The organism is Geodermatophilus sp. SYSU D00708 (assembly GCF_054050115.1).
This window is the reverse complement of record NZ_JBJGYS010000007.1, coordinates 89,404-105,008: the sequence shown is the minus strand read 5'-3', so window position 1 is coordinate 105,008 and position 15,605 is coordinate 89,404. Positions and strand designations below refer to the sequence as shown.

13 protein-coding genes are annotated in these 15,605 nt (G+C 76.7%); 11 read left to right on the top strand and 2 right to left on the bottom strand.

What is annotated here, in order from left to right:
• Nucleotides 1-2: 2 nt before the first annotated feature.
• Complete coding sequence (locus tag ACI79D_RS08520) at nt 3-701, bottom strand: hypothetical protein (protein ID WP_456917935.1); 699 nt, start codon at nt 699-701, stop codon at nt 3-5.
• Between the two features lie 126 nt (nt 702-827).
• Here ACI79D_RS08520 and ACI79D_RS08515 point away from each other — a divergent pair, with 126 nt between their 5' ends.
• From ACI79D_RS08515 to ACI79D_RS08465, 11 genes are all read left to right on the top strand, one after another.
• Nucleotides 828-2,099 carry a competence/damage-inducible protein A gene (locus ACI79D_RS08515; protein WP_456917934.1) on the top strand — a complete coding sequence of 424 codons (1,272 nt, stop codon included), beginning with the start codon at nt 828-830 and terminating at the stop codon, nt 2,097-2,099.
• On the top strand, nt 2,096-2,482 hold the full coding sequence (locus ACI79D_RS08510; RefSeq protein WP_456917933.1) for an SRPBCC family protein: 387 nt from the start codon (nt 2,096-2,098) through the stop codon (nt 2,480-2,482). The genes ACI79D_RS08515 and ACI79D_RS08510 overlap by 4 nt, the downstream gene beginning before the upstream one ends.
• Before the next feature lie 577 nt (nt 2,483-3,059).
• Nucleotides 3,060-4,133 (top strand): DUF222 domain-containing protein, encoded by a 1,074-nt coding sequence (locus ACI79D_RS08505; RefSeq protein WP_456917932.1) that lies wholly within the window; start codon nt 3,060-3,062, stop codon nt 4,131-4,133.
• A gap of 276 nt (nt 4,134-4,409) precedes the next feature.
• Complete coding sequence (locus tag ACI79D_RS08500; protein WP_456917931.1) at nt 4,410-6,056, top strand: acyl-CoA dehydrogenase family protein; 1,647 nt, start codon at nt 4,410-4,412, stop codon at nt 6,054-6,056.
• 166 nt (nt 6,057-6,222) lie between these two features.
• Nucleotides 6,223-8,274, top strand: coding sequence for a putative bifunctional diguanylate cyclase/phosphodiesterase (locus ACI79D_RS08495; protein WP_456917930.1), 2,052 nt, complete (start codon nt 6,223-6,225; stop codon nt 8,272-8,274).
• A gap of 127 nt (nt 8,275-8,401) precedes the next feature.
• Complete coding sequence (locus ACI79D_RS08490; protein ID WP_456917929.1) at nt 8,402-9,103, top strand: NYN domain-containing protein; 702 nt, start codon at nt 8,402-8,404, stop codon at nt 9,101-9,103.
• Between the two features lie 3 nt (nt 9,104-9,106).
• A complete protein-coding gene (locus tag ACI79D_RS08485; RefSeq protein ID WP_456917928.1) occupies nt 9,107-10,603 on the top strand; it encodes a phospholipase D-like domain-containing protein in 1,497 nt (498 codons plus the stop codon).
• A gap of 71 nt (nt 10,604-10,674) precedes the next feature.
• Nucleotides 10,675-10,911 (top strand): hypothetical protein, encoded by a 237-nt coding sequence (locus tag ACI79D_RS08480; RefSeq protein WP_456917927.1) that lies wholly within the window; start codon nt 10,675-10,677, stop codon nt 10,909-10,911.
• Nucleotides 10,912-11,035: 124 nt separating this feature from the next.
• A complete protein-coding gene (locus ACI79D_RS08475; RefSeq protein WP_456917926.1) occupies nt 11,036-11,677 on the top strand; it encodes a flagellar brake protein in 642 nt (213 codons plus the stop codon).
• 30 nt (nt 11,678-11,707) lie between these two features.
• Nucleotides 11,708-13,405 (top strand): ABC transporter, encoded by a 1,698-nt coding sequence (locus ACI79D_RS08470; protein ID WP_456917925.1) that lies wholly within the window; start codon nt 11,708-11,710, stop codon nt 13,403-13,405.
• The gene (locus tag ACI79D_RS08465) at nt 13,402-14,988 is read left to right on the top strand and encodes a GTPase (protein WP_456917924.1); all 1,587 of its coding nucleotides are present in this window, start codon (nt 13,402-13,404) and stop codon (nt 14,986-14,988) included. Before ACI79D_RS08470 ends, ACI79D_RS08465 begins: the two co-directional genes overlap by 4 nt.
• A gap of 77 nt (nt 14,989-15,065) precedes the next feature.
• Here ACI79D_RS08465 and ACI79D_RS08460 read toward each other — a convergent pair whose 3' ends face one another.
• A complete protein-coding gene (locus ACI79D_RS08460) occupies nt 15,066-15,563 on the bottom strand; it encodes an ATP-binding protein (protein ID WP_456917923.1) in 498 nt (165 codons plus the stop codon).
• Between the last annotated feature and the right edge of the window lie 42 nt (nt 15,564-15,605).

Here is a 15,605-nt window from a genome sequence, read left to right as displayed (position 1 = left end):
GGTCAGCGCCGGCGGGCCGGGGCGATCCAGAGCGCCGCGCCCAGCGCGGCCAGCGCGACGGTGAGGACGAAGCCGCGGTTGCCGGCCACCTCCGGCAGGACCACGAGCACCCAGAAGACCGCCAGGCCGGTCAGGCCGGCCGCGGCCACCCGCCACGCGCCCTCGGGGCGCACCCGGGCGCCGGGGACGACGCGGCCGGCGAACGGCAGCAGGCCGAGCAGGGCGCCCAGCGTGGCGAACGCCGACCACAGCGGGACCGTCGACCAGAGCGGGCCGTCGCCGAAGCCCAGCGTCAGCCCGACCTCGAGCAGGAGCAGGCAGAGGGCGGCGAGGCCGGCACCGGCGAGCCCGGCCTGCTGGCGGGGCAGGCGGGGAGCGGTGCGGGCGGTGCGGTCCTCGCGGGGGTCGCGCCGTGTGCGAGTCCGTTCGCCCTGCCGGCCTCCCCTGCGGGGACGCGGCGCCGTGGCCCCGGGTGGCGACGCGACCCCGGGGGGCGCCGTGGCCCCGGGTGGCGACACGAACCCGGGGGGCGGCGTGGCCCCGGGGAGCGGCGGGGCGCCGACGCCGGGCGGCCCGGGGACGAAGTCCACGGGGCCGGTGGGCTGGACCGGCGGTCCGGGAGGCACCGGCGCCTCGGCGACGCCGCGGACCGGCGTCTCCGGCAGGATCGCGGGCTCGGGGCTGGTGGTCGGCTGGTGCACGGTTCCTCCTCGCTCACGCGCGGCGTCCGGAAGCGGACCGGTCCGTCCCCCGGCACGCTAGCGGGGTGAGCAGCGTGTTCCCCGCAAGCGACGCGGCGGGTCTCGGACCTCACTAGGGTCGGCCGGGTGGGCGTGCGCGCGGGGATCGTCGTCACCGGGACCGAGGTGCTCACCGGGCGGGTGACCGACCGGAATGGCCCGTGGCTGGCCGAGCAGTTGCGGCTCCTGGGTGTGGACGTCGGTGCCGTCCTCGTGGTGGGGGACCGGCCCGACGACCTGCGCGGGGCGCTGCGGTACCTCGCCGGCGAGGACCTCGTCATCACCACCGGGGGCCTCGGGCCGACGGCCGACGACCTGACCGCGCAACTCGTGGGCGAGGTGCAGGGCCGGCCGTCCGCGGTCGACCCGGAGCTGGAGCGGCGGATCGGCGCGATCGTCGAGGGGCTCATGGAGGGCCGCGGCTGGCGGGCCGACGCCGAGGCGACCGCGGCCGGCGTCCGGAAGCAGGCGCTGGTCCCCGCGGGCGCCACCGTGCTGCCGCCGGTCGGGACCGCACCCGGTCTCGTCGTCCCACCGGCCGAGGGCCGCACCGGGCCGGTGGTCGTCGTGCTGCCCGGCCCGCCGTCGGAGCTGCAGGGCATGTGGCCCGCCGCGCTGGCCGACGCGCAGGTGCAGCGGGCGCTGGCCGACCGCGTCGAGCTGCGGCAGGAGACGGTCCGGCTGTGGGGGACGCTGGAGTCGCAGCTGGCGGCGACGCTGCGGCAGCACGAGTTCCCCGGCCTGGAGATCACCACCTGCCTCCGGGAGGGCGAGCTGGAGATCGTCAGCCGGTTCGGGCCCTCGGCGCAGCCCGAGTACGACCGGCTGGTCGACGTCCTGCGCGAGGCACACGGCGGGCAGCTGTTCTCCACCGGCCCGACCGTCGACGACCTGGTCGCCGAGGCGCTCGGCTCGCGCGGGCTGACGGTGGCCACCGCGGAGTCCTGCACGAGCGGATTGCTCGTGGCGCGGCTGACCGAGCGGGCGGGGTCGTCGGCGTGGGTCCTCGGCGGGGTGGCCTCGTACGCGAACTCGGCCAAGGAGCAGCTGGTCGGCGTGCCGGCGGAGATGCTGGCCGAGCACGGCGCGGTGAGCACCCAGGTGGCGGCGGCGCTGGCGGAGGGGGCGCGGGCCCGCTTCGGTGCCGACGTCGGCGTCGGCATCACCGGGATCGCCGGCCCCGGCGGCGGGTCGCCGGAGAAGCCGGTCGGCACGGTGCACCTGTGCGCCGTCGGCCCGGACGGGCACCAGCCGCGGTCGGTGGTGCTGCCGGGGTCGCGTTCGGCGGTCCGGCAGCGGGCCGTGTCGCTGGCGATGCACATGCTGCGCCAGCTGCTCCTCGGCGGCCCGCCGGCGTGAGCGTCCTGACGCTGCACGCGACCGGGCCCGAGGCGCCGGCGGAGGTCTGGGAGCGCTACGCCGTACCGGCGCGGTGGCCGGAGTGGGCGCCGCAGGTCACCGGGGTGGAGCTGCCCGTTCCCCGGCTGGTCGCCGGTGTGCACGGCCGGGTGCACGGCCCGCTGGGGGTGGCGCTGCCCTTCGTGGTGGATGCCGTGGACGAGCCGGCCCGCCGGTGGTCCTGGACGGTGGCGCTCGGCCCGGTGCGGCTGCACCTGCTGCACTGGGTGGCCGAAGGTCCGGACGGCGGCAGCACGACCGGGCTGCGGATGGCGGGCCCGGCGCCGCTGGTGCTCGGGTACGCCCCGTTGGCCCGGTGGGCGATCGGCCGCCTGGTCCACTGAGGCACGGGTCCAGGCCCGTCGTCCGCCGTCCGAGCCACCGCGTGGACGCCGGCCTCCACGCGGTCCTCTGCGCCCGCCCCGGCGGCGACGAACCACGCGCCGTGGCCGCCCTGACGGCGACGAACCAGCGCCGTCCTCTGCGCCCGCTCCGAAGGTGACGAACCACGCGCCGTGGCAGCCCTGACGGCGACGAACCACGCGCTCTGGTCGCCGGACCCGCGGTGTAGTGCGTGTTCGGCGACCACACGGCGAGGACGGTGCCGAAGGCCACCGGACTCCGCCGCCGCGACTCCTCCGAAGCGTGGCCGTCAACCACGCCCGTGGATCTGTGGACAGCCGTATGACCTGGGGATTCGACCTGCGGCGGGACCCTCGCGGCGGTGGACTACGAACGCTTGATCGAACCGCTGGGGAGGTGTCGTGGACGAGTTGCCGGAGGTGCTGCGGGCGCTGACCGCAGCCCTTGACACCCTGTCCGGGGAGGAGCTGGCGCCGTTGTTCGGGCCGGCGCTGCTGGTCCGGCTGCCGTGGGCTGCTGGCCGCGCAGAACCGGCTGGCCGCCGAGGTGGCGCGCACGGTGGCCGAGTGCGAGGGCACCGGCGCGGCGGAGTTCGACGGGCTGAAGTCCATGGCGTCGTGGCTGCGCGGGCACGGGCACCTGTCGGCGGCCGAGGCCGGCCGGGTGGTCCGCGCCGGGCGGGCGTGCGCGTCTCTGCCGGCGGTGGCCGCGGCGTTCGCCGCCGGCGCGGTGACCGAGGGCCAGGTCGCGCTCATCGAGCCGATCACCCGGCACGACCGGCTCAGCGCCGCCGCCCAAGGCGTCGACCTGGCCGAGGTGGACGCCGTGCTGGCGCAGGTCGCCGCGCAGCGGCCACACGACGAGCTGCGGCAGGTGGTGCACCACTACCTGGCCCGCCTCGATCCCGACGGGCCCGAGCCGGATCCGACCGCGGGTCGGCGGCTGGCCATCGCCCGCCACGCCGACGGCGGCATCACCGGCCGGGTCGACCTCGACGCGGTCGGCGGGGAGAAGCTGGCCGCCGCGCTGGAAGCGGTCGTGCAGGCCGGCCGGTGCGCGGGCGACGACCGCTCCCGCGGCCAGCAGCTGGCCGACGCGCTGGTGCAGCTGTGCGACAACCAGCTGGCCGCCGGCGGCCTGCCGCAGCTGCGCGGGCACAAGCCGCAGGTGCTGGTGCAGATCGGCATCGAGGACCTGGTGGACCCGGCCACCGCCCCCGGTGCCGGCACGCTCGGCTCGGGGGCGGTGATCTCCGCGGCCCGGGCCCGGTGGCTGGCCTGCGACGGGCAGCTCACCCGGATCGTGCTCGGCCCCGACGGGCGGCCGCTGGACTACGGCCGCACCCTCCGCCTCGTCCCGCCCCACCTACGACGGGCGGTGGAGGTCCGCGACGGCGGCTGCGTGTTCGCCGGCTGCGGCGCTCCGACCTGGTGGTGCGACGTGCACCACGTGCTGGAGTGGATCAACGGCGGCCACACCAGCCTGGACAACTCCGCGCTGCTCTGCGAGCGGCACCACACCAAGGTCCACCACGGCTTCCGCGTCGAGCGACAACCCGACGGCCGATGGCGCACCTGGCGCCCCGACGGCACCCCGATCCACACCGGCCCGCTGCTTCCCGCCGCCGCCTGACACGCCACGCGGCGGGCCCGCCGCCCCGCGCGGTCGGCCCCGCCCTGGTCCGCTGCTGCCCATGGCCGCCTGACTCGCCCCGGGCCCGCTCCTGCACGCCGCGACCTGACCCCTCCGACCCACGTGGCGTCGGAGGGGTCGGCGCGCGGGCCGTACCGCGTGGCCCCCCGGCCGTGTGACCGCGGGCGGCGGCGTCCTCGAGAGCTCCAGCGACGGCGGTCGAGCGGCCCCGTCGAGCGCGTTCCACGTGGAACCGCACGGTCGTACCGTGCCGCCATGGGCGTCACGCACGAGGTCACGAACCAGGCCCCGCCGCTGGCCGGGCACGACCCGATCGCCGGGGACGCCGCCCTCGCCGAGGCCTGCGTACGGCACGCCGACGCCGCCACCCTGGACTCGCTCAAGGCGCTCGGCGCCCTCGCCGGCAGCGAGCAGGCGCAGGAGTGGGGGCGGTTGGCCAACGAGAACCCGCCCCGCCTGCGGACCCACGACCGCTACGGGCACCGGGTCGACGAGGTGGAGTTCCACCCCGCCTGGCACGACCTCATGCGCACCGCGGTGGAGCACGGGCTGGCCGGCGCACCGTGGGCGCCCGTGTCCTCCGCCCACCCCACCACCCCGGCGGACCCCCACGCGCACGTGCGCCGGGCCGTCGGCTACCTCGGCTGGACCCAGGTCGAGATGGGGCACGCCTGCCCGGTGACCATGACCTACGCCGTCGTCCCCGCGCTGCGCGCCGCCCCCGACCTGGCCGCCCGCTACGAGCCCGGCCTCACCGCCACCGCCTACGAGTTCGGCCTCGCCGAGCCGACGGGCAAGCGCGGCCTGGTCGCCGGCATGGGCATGACCGAGAAGCAGGGCGGCTCCGACGTCCGCGCCAACACCACCCGCGCCGTCCCGGCACCGGACGGCAGCTACGCCCTGACCGGCCACAAGTGGTTCACCAGCGCCCCGATGAGCGACCTCTTCCTCGTCCTCGCCCAGCTCCCCGAGGGTGTCTCTTGCTTCCTCGTCCCCCGGGTGCTGCCCGACGGCAGCCGCAACGTCTTCCGGCTGCAGCGGCTCAAGGACAAGCTCGGCGACCGCTCCAACGCCTCCAGCGAGGTCGAGTTCGAGGGGACGACGGGCTGGTTGGTGGGCGAGCCCGGCCGCGGGGTCCCGACGATCATCGAGATGGTCAACGCGACCCGGCTGGACTGCGTCCTCGGCTCCGCGGCCACCGTGCGCGCCGCGCTCACCCAGGCCGTCCACCATGCCCGGCACCGGTGGGCGTTCGGCGCGCTGCTCGCCGACCAGCCGCTCATGCAGAACGTCCTCGCCGACCTCGCGGTCGAGAGCGAGGCGGCCACCGCGCTGGCCGTCCGGTTGGCGGCGGCCGTCGACGCGAGGGAGTCGGCCTTCCTCCGCCTGGCCGGAGCCGCCGCCAAGTTCTGGGTCTGCAAGCGCACCCCCACCGCGGTCGCCGAGGCCATGGAGGTGCTGGGCGGCAACGGCTACGTCGAGGAGTCCGGGCTCCCGCGGCTCTACCGACAGGCCCCGCTGAACTCCATCTGGGAGGGCTCGGGCAACGTCATCGCCCTCGACGTGCTGCGGGCGATGAGCCGCTCCTCGGACTCGCTGGCCGCCGTCCGCGCCGAGATCGACCTCACCCGCGGAGCCGACCCGAGGCTGGACACCGCGGTCGCCCGGCTGGCCGCCGAGCTCGCCGACCCCGACCAGCTGCCGATGCGCGCCCGCCGCGTCGCCGCCCTGCTCGCGCTGTGCCTGCAGGGGTCGCTGCTGCTGCGGTTCGCCCCGGACGCGGTCGCCGACGCGTTCTGCGCGACCCGCCTGGCCGGCGACTGGAGCCCGGCACTGGGGTCCCTCCCGGCCGGGTCGGCCGTGCGCCGCATCATGGACCGGGCGACAGTGGAGGCTGCCTGAATTACACGCGTGCCGTTACCCTCGGTACTGCGTCGGACGCCGGATCCGTGGGGGGACGGGCCGTGGCGTCGTCCCACCGACGGGGGCCGACGCACGCTGCAGGGGGAGAGTGAGCTGGCTGGTGCACGGACACGTCCGGGGTGAGCACGTCGCCACAGCCGACCCCTTGTCCCCGGTTGCCGACGCCGTCTACCGCCTCGACCGCAACTGGCGGTTCACGTACGTCAACGCCGCCGCGGAGGACCTGTTCGGCGACGACGCCGACGAGATGGTCGGGCGGTACGCCTTCGAGCTCTTCCCCGAGGTCCGCGGCACCGTCATCGAGGACGAGTACCGGGCGGTGCTCGCCGACGGGCGACCCCGGACCTTCGAGTACTTCTACGTCCCCTTCGGCCGCTGGTTCGAGATCCGCGCCTTCGCCGACGCCGACGGGCTCACCGCCTTCCTGCGCGACATCGACGAGGAGCGCCGCAGTGAACGGCAGACCGCGGCCCAGCTGCACCAGGTCTCCGCCGTGCTCGAGGCGCTGCCCCAGGCCACCGCGCTGATCGACCCGGACGGCCGGATCGCCTCGGTGAACCGCCGGTGGCACGCCGCGAGCGAGCTCGTCCGCGCCGCGGGGCTGCGGCCCGGCGCGGTCGGGGACGACTACCTGGAGGTCCTGGCGCAGAACCTGTCGCTCGCGGACCTGCGCACCATCTCCACCGGCATCGGCGAGCTCCTCACCGGCGGCCCGGGGACGGCCGACCGCGCGTTCGTCCACGACTACGCGCACGCCTTCGGCGCCGACCCCCAGTGGTTCCGGCTGCAGGCCGCACGGGTCGAGCCCTCCGGGCAGGTGGTCGTCACCCACACCGACATCACCGAGCGGGTGCGGGTGCAGGAGCAACTGGCCTGGCAGGCCAGCCACGACGACCTGACCGGGCTGCCCAACCGCTCGCGGTTGCTTCAGCTGATCGGCGAGGCCCTCGCCGAGCCCCGGGCCCGGGCGTCGCTGCTCTTCCTGGACCTCGACGGGTTCAAGACGGTCAACGACTCCCTGGGCCACGAGGTCGGCGACGAGCTGCTGCGCCAGGTGGGCGCGCGGCTAGCCGACCAGGTGCGGCCCACCGACGCCGTCGGCCGGCTCGGCGGCGACCAGTTCCTCGTCCTGGCCCGCGGGTGCGACACCTCCGAGGCCGCGGCGCTGGCGTTCCGGCTGCAGTCGTCGTTCGCCCGCCCCTTCGTCGCCAACGGCATCTCCGTCCCGCTGTCGGCCAGCATCGGCGTCGCCTCCGCCCAGCCCGGCGCCCAGCAGGCGCACCAGCTGCTCAGCGACGCCGACGCCGCGGCCTACGCGGCCAAGGGATCCGGCCGCGACCGCATCCACCTGTTCTCCCCGGGGCTGCGCGAGGCCGCGCGCTGGCGGCTGGAGGTGGCCAACCGGCTGCGGGACGGCGCGGTCGACGAGTTCGTCGTCCACTACCAGCCGGTCGTGCGCGTCGACACCGGCGAGATCGACGGCGTGGAGGCGCTGCTGCGCTGGAACCACCCCGAGCGCGGCCTGCTCTCGCCCGACGCCTTCCTCTCCGTGGCCGAGGAGACCGGCCAGCTGATCCCGATCACCCGCTGGCTGCTGGGCGAGACCACCCGCCAGGCCGCGGAGTGGGCCGCCCAGGGCCTGCCGCTGCGCATGTCGGTCAACATCAGCGCCCGGCACTTCTCCGCCGAGACGCTGGTCCGCGACGTCCGGGTGGCCCTGCACGACTCCGGGCTGCCCCCGGAGCGGCTCGTGCTCGAGCTGACCGAGACCAGTGTCGCCGAGGACCCCACCCGCGCCGAGGACCAGCTGTCGGTGCTGCGCAACTTCGGCGTCCGCGTGGCGATCGACGACTTCGGGACCGGCTGGTCCTCCCTGGCCCAGCTCCTCGCGCTGCCCATCGGCACGCTGAAGATCGACCGCTCGCTGCTGACCGCGGCGGCACGGCTGGCCGCCGGCGGCACCGGCGCGGTGCTGGCCGCGATCGTCTCGCTGGCCCGGACTCTGGGCATCCGGTCGGTCGCCGAGGGCGTGGAGACCGCCGAGCACCTGCAGATGGTCCGGGAGGCCGGGTGCGACCTGGCCCAGGGCTACCTGGTGGCCCGCCCCATGCCCGCCGGGGACGTCACCCGCTGGGCGTCCCGGGTCCGCGCCGCCGGCGGCGACTCCTGCGCCCTGGCCCTGCAGAGCCGACGGTGACGGCCGGCCGGTGAGCGCGTCCCGCCTCCGGCGGAGGGTGTCCCGTCGGGCCACCGCCCCCGCCGGTCCGCCGCGCCCGGCCGGTCCGGCGTCCCCCGCGCCGGCGGCGACCCGGCAGACTGCCCCCGTGAGCGACCTCGACCTGGACCTGGCCGGCGAGCCGGACGCCGACACCGCCGACGGTGCGCCCGAGGGGCGGGCCCGACCGGCGCTGGACCTGCTCATCTGGGACGCGCCCAACATCGACATGACCCTGTCGACGGTGATCGGGGCCCGCCCGACGGCCGCCTCCCGGCCGCGGTTCGACGCCATCGCCGCGTGGTTCGTCGACGGCGCGGGCGACCCCGGGGCGCCCGACGCCCCCGAGGTCGAGGCGTGCGTGTTCGCCAACATCCCGCCGGTCGTCGGCTCGCTGCAGCGCTGGGTGGAGGCGCTGCGCAGCTTCGGGTTCGCCGTCTTCGCCCGGCCCAAGACCCAGCCGGACGACGACATCGACCAGGACATGCTCGACCACATCGCCGTCCGGCAGCACAGCCACCGGCTGCGCCGGCTGGTCGTCTTCTCCGGGGACGGCCGCAACTTCGCCGAGCCGCTGGAGCAGCTGGCCCGCTCCGGCACGCAGGTCGTCGTCGTCGCGTTCAGCGAGGTCGCCGGCTACGCCATCGGGTCGGACCTGCTGGAGTTCATCGACATCGAGGACGTGCCCGGCGCCTTCGTCGAGCCGCTGGACCGCGTGCGGCTGGACGCCCTGCCGCCGGACGGCGCGTGGCTTCGGCCCACGCGGAGCCTGCGCGACTTCGTGTCGGGCTTCCTGCGCCGCAACGGCTGACGGGTGGCAGGCGAGGCATCCGGGCCGGTCGCCAGCGAGGACCTCCTGGTCCCGGGTGAGACCTGCTGGCGGGTGGAGCGGGCCGAGCAGCACGCGGTGTTCGTCGACGCCGCGGACTACTTCGCGGCGCTCAAGGGCGCGGTGCTGCGGGCCCGGCGGCGGGTGCTGTTCATCGGCTGGGACTTCGACCCGCGCATCCGGCTGGACCCGCGCGGCTCCGGACGGCGGCGCACGGGCGCCCGGCGCGCGGACAAGCTCGGCCGGGTGCTCGAGGACGCCGTCAAGGCCAACCCGCAGCTGGAGATCGGCGTCCTGCAGTGGGACTACGGGATGCTGCTGGCCCTCGGCCGCGGGCTGGCCCCGATCGTGCTGCTCAACCGGCGCACCCCGTCCCGCCTGACGATGACCGTCGACACCCACCACCCGGTCGGCGGCGCGCACCACCAGAAGATCGTGGTGATCGACGACTGCCTGGCCTTCGCCGGCGGCATCGACGTCACCGCCGACCGCTGGGACACCGCCGAGCACCTCGACCGGCAGCCGCTGCGCCGCCGTCCCTCGACCCACCGGCCCACCGGCCCGTGGCACGACGTGACCAGCCTGGTGTCCGGCCCCGCTGCGCGGGCGCTCGGTGACCTGGCCCGGGAGCGCTGGGCGAGCGGCACCGGCCGCCCCCTCGAGCCGGTACCCGACGTCGAGGCCTGCTGGCCGCCCGAGGTCGAGCCGCTGCTCACCGACGTCGACGTCGCCATCTCCCGCACCCGTCCCGAGCACGGCGGTGACGAGCTGGTGCACGAGGTGGAGCTGCTGTGGCTGGCCGCGATCGCCGGCGCCCGGCACAGCGTCTACATCGAGAGCCAGTACTTCGCCAACCGCCGGATCGCCGAGGCCATCGCCGAACGGCTGCGCGAGGACGACGGTCCGGAGGTCGTCGTCGTCAACCCGGAGAGCGCCGACGGCTGGCTGGAGGAGAAGGCGATGGGCACCGCCCGCGCCAAGCTGCTGGCCCTGGTGCGCGACGCCGACGTCCACGACCGGTTCCGGCTGTACGTGCCGGTCACGGCCGGACGGCGGCCGGTCTACGTGCACGCCAAGGTCACCGTGGTCGACGACCGGCTGCTGCGGATCGGGTCGTCCAACCTGAACAACCGCTCGATGGGCCTGGACACCGAGTGCGACCTGTCCATCGAGGCCCGCAGCGGGGACCCGCGGCGCGACGAGCTGGCCGCCACGATCACCGGCTTCCGGGACCGGCTGCTCGGCGAGCACCTCGGGGTGCGCCCGAAGGACGTCGCCGCGGCCGTCGCGGCCTGCGGTGGCTCGCTGGTGCGCGCGGTGGAGAGCCTGCGCCGGCCGGTCGGCCGCTCGCTGGTGCCGTTCCGGGCGCCCGACCTCGGCCCGCTGGACCGGGTGCTCGCCGACACCGAGCTGCTGGACGCCGAGCGGACGCCGAACCGGTGGCGGCGCATCCGGCGCAGCTTCCGCCCCCGGGGGCGCTGACCAGGCGGCTGCGCGGGTGTCTGCGGCCCCGTCCGGGGGAACTCCCGGAGCCCGGACGACGAGGAGGGGCCATGGCGGTCTGCGAGGTCTGCGGCAACGACTACGAGATGGCCTTCGAGGTGGTGGCCCAGGGAGCGCGGCACACCTTCGACAGCTTCGAGTGCGCGATCCACCGGATGGCGCCGGTGTGCGAGCACTGCGGGTGCAAGGTCATCGGCCACGGCGTCGTCGTGCAGGGGTCCTTCTACTGCTGCGCGCACTGCGCCCGGCACGTGCACGGCGACGCGGCGGTCAGCGACCACGCCTAGCCGTCTCACCCGCCGGGGTGGGCTCCGCGTCGCGGCACGATTGCACGCCGTAACGGCGGTTACCGTTCCAGTCGGCGCGACAACTGCAGGGCTGCGGTGTCGCGGAACGGAACGGAGAACGCGCATGGACGTCGTGGCGGGGGCCGTCCGCCCGGAGGTGGACGCGGAGGCCGAGGTGACCGTCGCCGGTCACCGGGTCTCCGTGAGCACCCGGGTCGAGGCCTCCGGCGACACGACGCTCCTCGTCCGGCCCTCGAGCAGCGAGTTCGTCGACCAGCAGGTGGTCCGCGTCGGTGACTCGGTGCGGGTCTTCTGGCGGGACGGCGTCAGCGGCTGGAGCGTGCCCGCGGACGTCGACACCGTCGCGCGCGGCGCCGTGCCCCGCTGGCACCTGACCGTCACCGGCCCCGCCGAACAGACCCAGCGCCGGGAGGCCGTCCGGGCGCGGGTCACCCTGCCCGTCGTCCTCACCGTCAACGGCGTCGACCTCGAGGGCCAGTGCCTGGACCTCAGCGAGGCCGGCTCCCGCTGCGTCGCCGAGGCCTACGGCAACCCGCCGCTGCCGGGCGCCACGCTCGGCGTAACGCTCGACCTCGGCGACGGCGCGCTGGCGACCCGCGCCGAGGTCGCCCGCCAGCAGACCCGGGGTGCCCGGTGGCAGCTGTCCCTGCGCTTCCTCGATCTCCCCGAGCGGGAGCAGGACCGCCTGCGCCGCCGCGTCTTCCAGGCGCTGCGCGAGGAACGCGCGGGCCGCAGCGAGGACTGAGCACGGCGACGGCGGGGCAGTCCCCCTGGCGTGACGCTCCCCGCCCGCCTGCCCGAGGCCCTGGCCGCCCTCCGGGACGCCGTCTCGACCGCTCCGCTCGGGCTGGCCACCTCCGGGAGCGAGGCCGCCCGCCGGACCGCCCGCGGCGTGGTCGAGCAGGTCGACGACTACCTGCTGCCGCGCCTGCGCGACCTCGACGCCCCGCTGCTCACCGTGGTGGGCGGCTCCACCGGCGCGGGCAAGTCCACCCTGGTCAACAGCCTGGTCGGCGCGCCGGTGACCACCTCCGGCGTGCTGCGGCCGACCACCCGCGCCCCGGTGCTGGTCTGCGCCCGCGTCGACCAGCCCTCCTTCGAGAGCGACCGCGTGCTCCCCGGCCTGGCCCGGGTCACCGGCGGGGCCGGGGGTCCCGGGACGCTGCAGGTCGTCGCGCGGGACGACGTCCCGCCCGGGCTGGCCCTGCTCGACGCGCCGGACGTCGACTCGGTGGTGGAGTCCAACCGCGACCTGGCCGCCCAACTGCTGGCCGCCGCCGACCTGTGGGTGTTCGTCACCACCGCCGCCCGCTACGCCGACGCCGTCCCCTGGGACCTGCTGCGGACCGCGCAGGAGCGCGGCACCGCGCTGGCGGTGGTGCTCGACCGGGTGCCGGTCGGCGCCGCGGGCGAGATCGCCCCCGACCTGGCGGGGATGCTCGACCGCGCGGGCCTGTCGGGCGCGCGGCTGTTCGTGGTGGAGGAGCGCCCGCTGGTCGACGGCCGGCTGCCCGAGGACCAGGTCGCCCCGCTGCGGGACTGGCTGCACGCGCTCGCCGCCGACCAGGAGCAGCGGGCCGCCGTCGTCCGGCAGACCCTCACCGGCGCGCTGGCCAGCCTCGAGGACCGGGTGGCCGGCATCGCCGCGGCCGTCGACGAGCAGGCCGGGGCCGCCGCGGCGCTGCGCGCGGCCGCCGCGGCGTCCTACGCCGCCGCGCGCGACGGCGTGGAAGAGGGCGTGCGCAGCGGCAGCCTGCTGCGCGGGGAGGTGCTCGCCCGCTGGCAGGAGTTCGTCGGCACCGGGGAGTGGATGCGCTCGCTGCAGAGCTCGATCGGCCGGCTGCGCGACCGGGTCACCGCCGCGCTCACCGGGCGCCCCACCCCGGTCGAGGACCTCACCGGTGCCCTGGAGTCCAGCGTGGAGACGCTGCTGCGGGCCGAGGCCGACCGCGCCGCCGAGCGGACGGTCACCGCGTGGCGGGCGCTGCCCGGCGGGCCGGCGCTCCTCGCCGCGAGCGACGACGACCTGGAGCGGGTCTCCGAGGACTTCCCCGAGGCCGCCGCCGCGCAGGTGCGGGACTGGCAGGGCTGCGTGCTCGACCTGGTCCGCGAGGAGGGCGCCGACAAGCGGACCCGTGCCCGCGTCCTCTCCTGGGGGGTCAACGGTGCGGGGGCGGTCGTCATGGTCGCCGTCTTCGCGCAGACCGGTGGGCTGACCGGCGGCGAGGTGGCCGTCGCCGGCGGGACGACGGCCCTGGGGCAGCGGCTGCTGGAGGCGGTGTTCGGCGACGCCGCCGTGCGGTCGCTGGCCACGCGGGCGCGCGAGGACCTGCAGGCCCGCGCCGACTCGCTGCTCGACTACGAGCAGGGCCGGTTCGACGACCTGCTGGACACCGCCGGCCCCGCGCCGGACGACGCCGCCCGGCTGCGGGCCGCCGCCTCCGCCCTCGGCGCCGCCCGGACCGGCCGGTGAGGCGCGGGACCCCGCAGCTGGCCGACCGGCTGGCGGCGCTGCGCGAGGCCGTCGAGGTGGCCGAGGGCCGGCTGGAGGTGCCGGACGTCGGCCGGGCGCGGGCCCTGCTGGCCAAGGCCGGCGCCCGCGAGGCGCTCGGCGACGCGACCGTCGTGGCGCTGGCGGGAGCGACGGGCAGCGGCAAGTCCACGCTGTTCAACGCGCTCTCCGGCGCGGAGGTGAGCACGCCGGGCATCCGCCGGCCGACGACCGGGGTCGCGCACGCCACCGTGTGGGGGTCCGACGGCCGTGCCGACGACTCCTCCGACCGGCTGCTGGACTGGCTGGAGGTCCCCCGCAGGCACCGGCACGCGTCCGAGCCCGCGCTCGACGGCCTGGTGCTGCTCGACCTCCCCGACCACGACAGCATCCGGCTCGAGCACCGGCTGGAGGTCGACCGGCTGGTGCAGCTGGTCGACGTGCTGGTGTGGGTGCTCGACCCGGAGAAGTACGCCGACGCCGCCGTCCACGAGCGCTACCTCGTGCCGCTGGCCGGGCACGCCGGCGTGCTGCTCGTCGTGCTCAACCAGGTCGACCGGCTCGACCCCGAGGCCGCGCGGGCCTGCCTGGCCGACCTGCGCGCGCTGCTGGACCGGGAGGGGCTGGCGGCGACCCCGTTGCTCGCCGTCTCGGCGCGCACCGGCACCGGCGTCGGCGAGCTGCGGGCCGACCTGGCCCGGCGGGTGTCGGCCCGGCGCGCGGCCACCGACCGGCTCACCGCCGACGTCCGCGACGTGGCCGGGGCGCTGGCCGAGCAGTGCGGGCAGACCGGCCCCGAGGTCGGGCGCCGGGAGCGGGAGCAGCTGACCGACGCGCTGGCCGAGGCCGCCGGGGTGCCCACGGTCGCCGCCGCCGTCGAGCGGTCCGTGCGCCGCAGCGGGACGGCGGCCACCGGGTGGCCCGTCGTCCGGTGGACCCGCAAGCTGCGCGCCGACCCGCTGGAGCGGCTGCACCTCGGGGACGAGAGCAGCCGGACGTCGCTGCCGGCGGCCGGCGCCGTGCAGCAGGCCGGCGTGAGCCGGGCCGTGCGCGCGGCGCGCGAGGCCGCCGGCGAGGGGCTGCCGCAGGCCTGGCGGGACGACCTGCGGCGCACCGTCGAGGTCTCCGAGCAGTCGCTGGCCGACCGGCTCGACCGCGCCGTCGCCGGCACCGACCTGGGCCCGCAGCGCACGCCGCTGTGGCAGCGCGGGGTGGGCGGGCTGCAGTGGCTGCTCACCCTCGTGGCGCTGGCCGGAGCGCTGTGGCTGCTGGCCCTGGTCGTCCTGGGCCTGTTCCAGCTGGACGAGGTCGTCCCGCTGCCCCGGGTGGAGGGGCTGCCCCTCCCGACACTGCTGCTGGTGGGGGGTCTGCTCGCCGGGGCGCTGCTGGCGCTGGTGTCACGGCCGTTCGTGGGGATGCGGGCGCGGCGGCGGGCGCGGCGGGCCGAGCAGCGGCTGGAGGCCGCGGTCGACGTCGTGGCGCAAGAGGAGGTGCTGGCCCCCATGGCCGACGTGCGCGAGGACCACGACCGCTTCTGCGCCGCGGTCACCCGGGCCAGCAGGTAGCGGCGGGTCCTGAGGGAGGTCGCCCTGCGGGGCACGGATGAGGAGCGGGGGCCGGGCTGACGACGATGTCGCAGCGCCTATTCGCGCGGGACCTCCGGCGCGCGGGGCTCGGGCACCCACTCCTGGGCGGCCTCCAGCGGTTCGCGGCCGTTGGGCAGGCGGGCCCACACGTGCTTGCGCCCGGGCCGCTTCTCCCAGCCGTACTCGGTGGACAGCTGGGCGACCAGGTGCAGCCCCATGCCGCCCAGCGCGGGGTCGCGGTCGACGGCGGGGACCGGCGGCCGGTCGGGGGCCTCGTCGCTGAGGTCGAGCAGCCAGCCGTCCGTCCCGGCGATCACCAGGGCGCGGACGGCGCCGCCCCCGTGCCGCAGGGCGTTGGAGGCCAGCTCCTCGAACACCAGCAGCAGGCCGTCGCGGGCGTCGTCGGTGGACGACGAGCACACCGAGGGGTGCGCGATGCGAGCCCGCAGGTCGGCGCGGACCCGCGAGACGACGTGCATCGCGTCCAGCGCCCAGTGCCAGACGTCGCCGGGCACGGAGGGGACCGGAGCGTGCGGCCACGTCTCCTGCCCCATCGCGACCTCCTCGCCGGTGCTGAGCGGACGAGGGCGTCGGCG

Bases quoted from the DNA above. Each gene is read 5' to 3' on its own strand.
- ACI79D_RS08500 (WP_456917931.1), top strand. From the start codon at position 4,410: ATGGGCGTCACGCACGAGGTCACGAACCAGGCCCCGCCGCTGGCCGGG.
- ACI79D_RS08480 (WP_456917927.1), top strand. From the start codon at position 10,675: ATGGCGGTCTGCGAGGTCTGCGGCAACGACTACGAGATGGCCTTCGAG.
- ACI79D_RS08475 (WP_456917926.1), top strand. From the start codon at position 11,036: ATGGACGTCGTGGCGGGGGCCGTCCGCCCGGAGGTGGACGCGGAGGCC.
- ACI79D_RS08460 (WP_456917923.1), bottom strand. From the start codon at position 15,563: ATGGGGCAGGAGACGTGGCCGCACGCTCCGGTCCCCTCCGTGCCCGGC.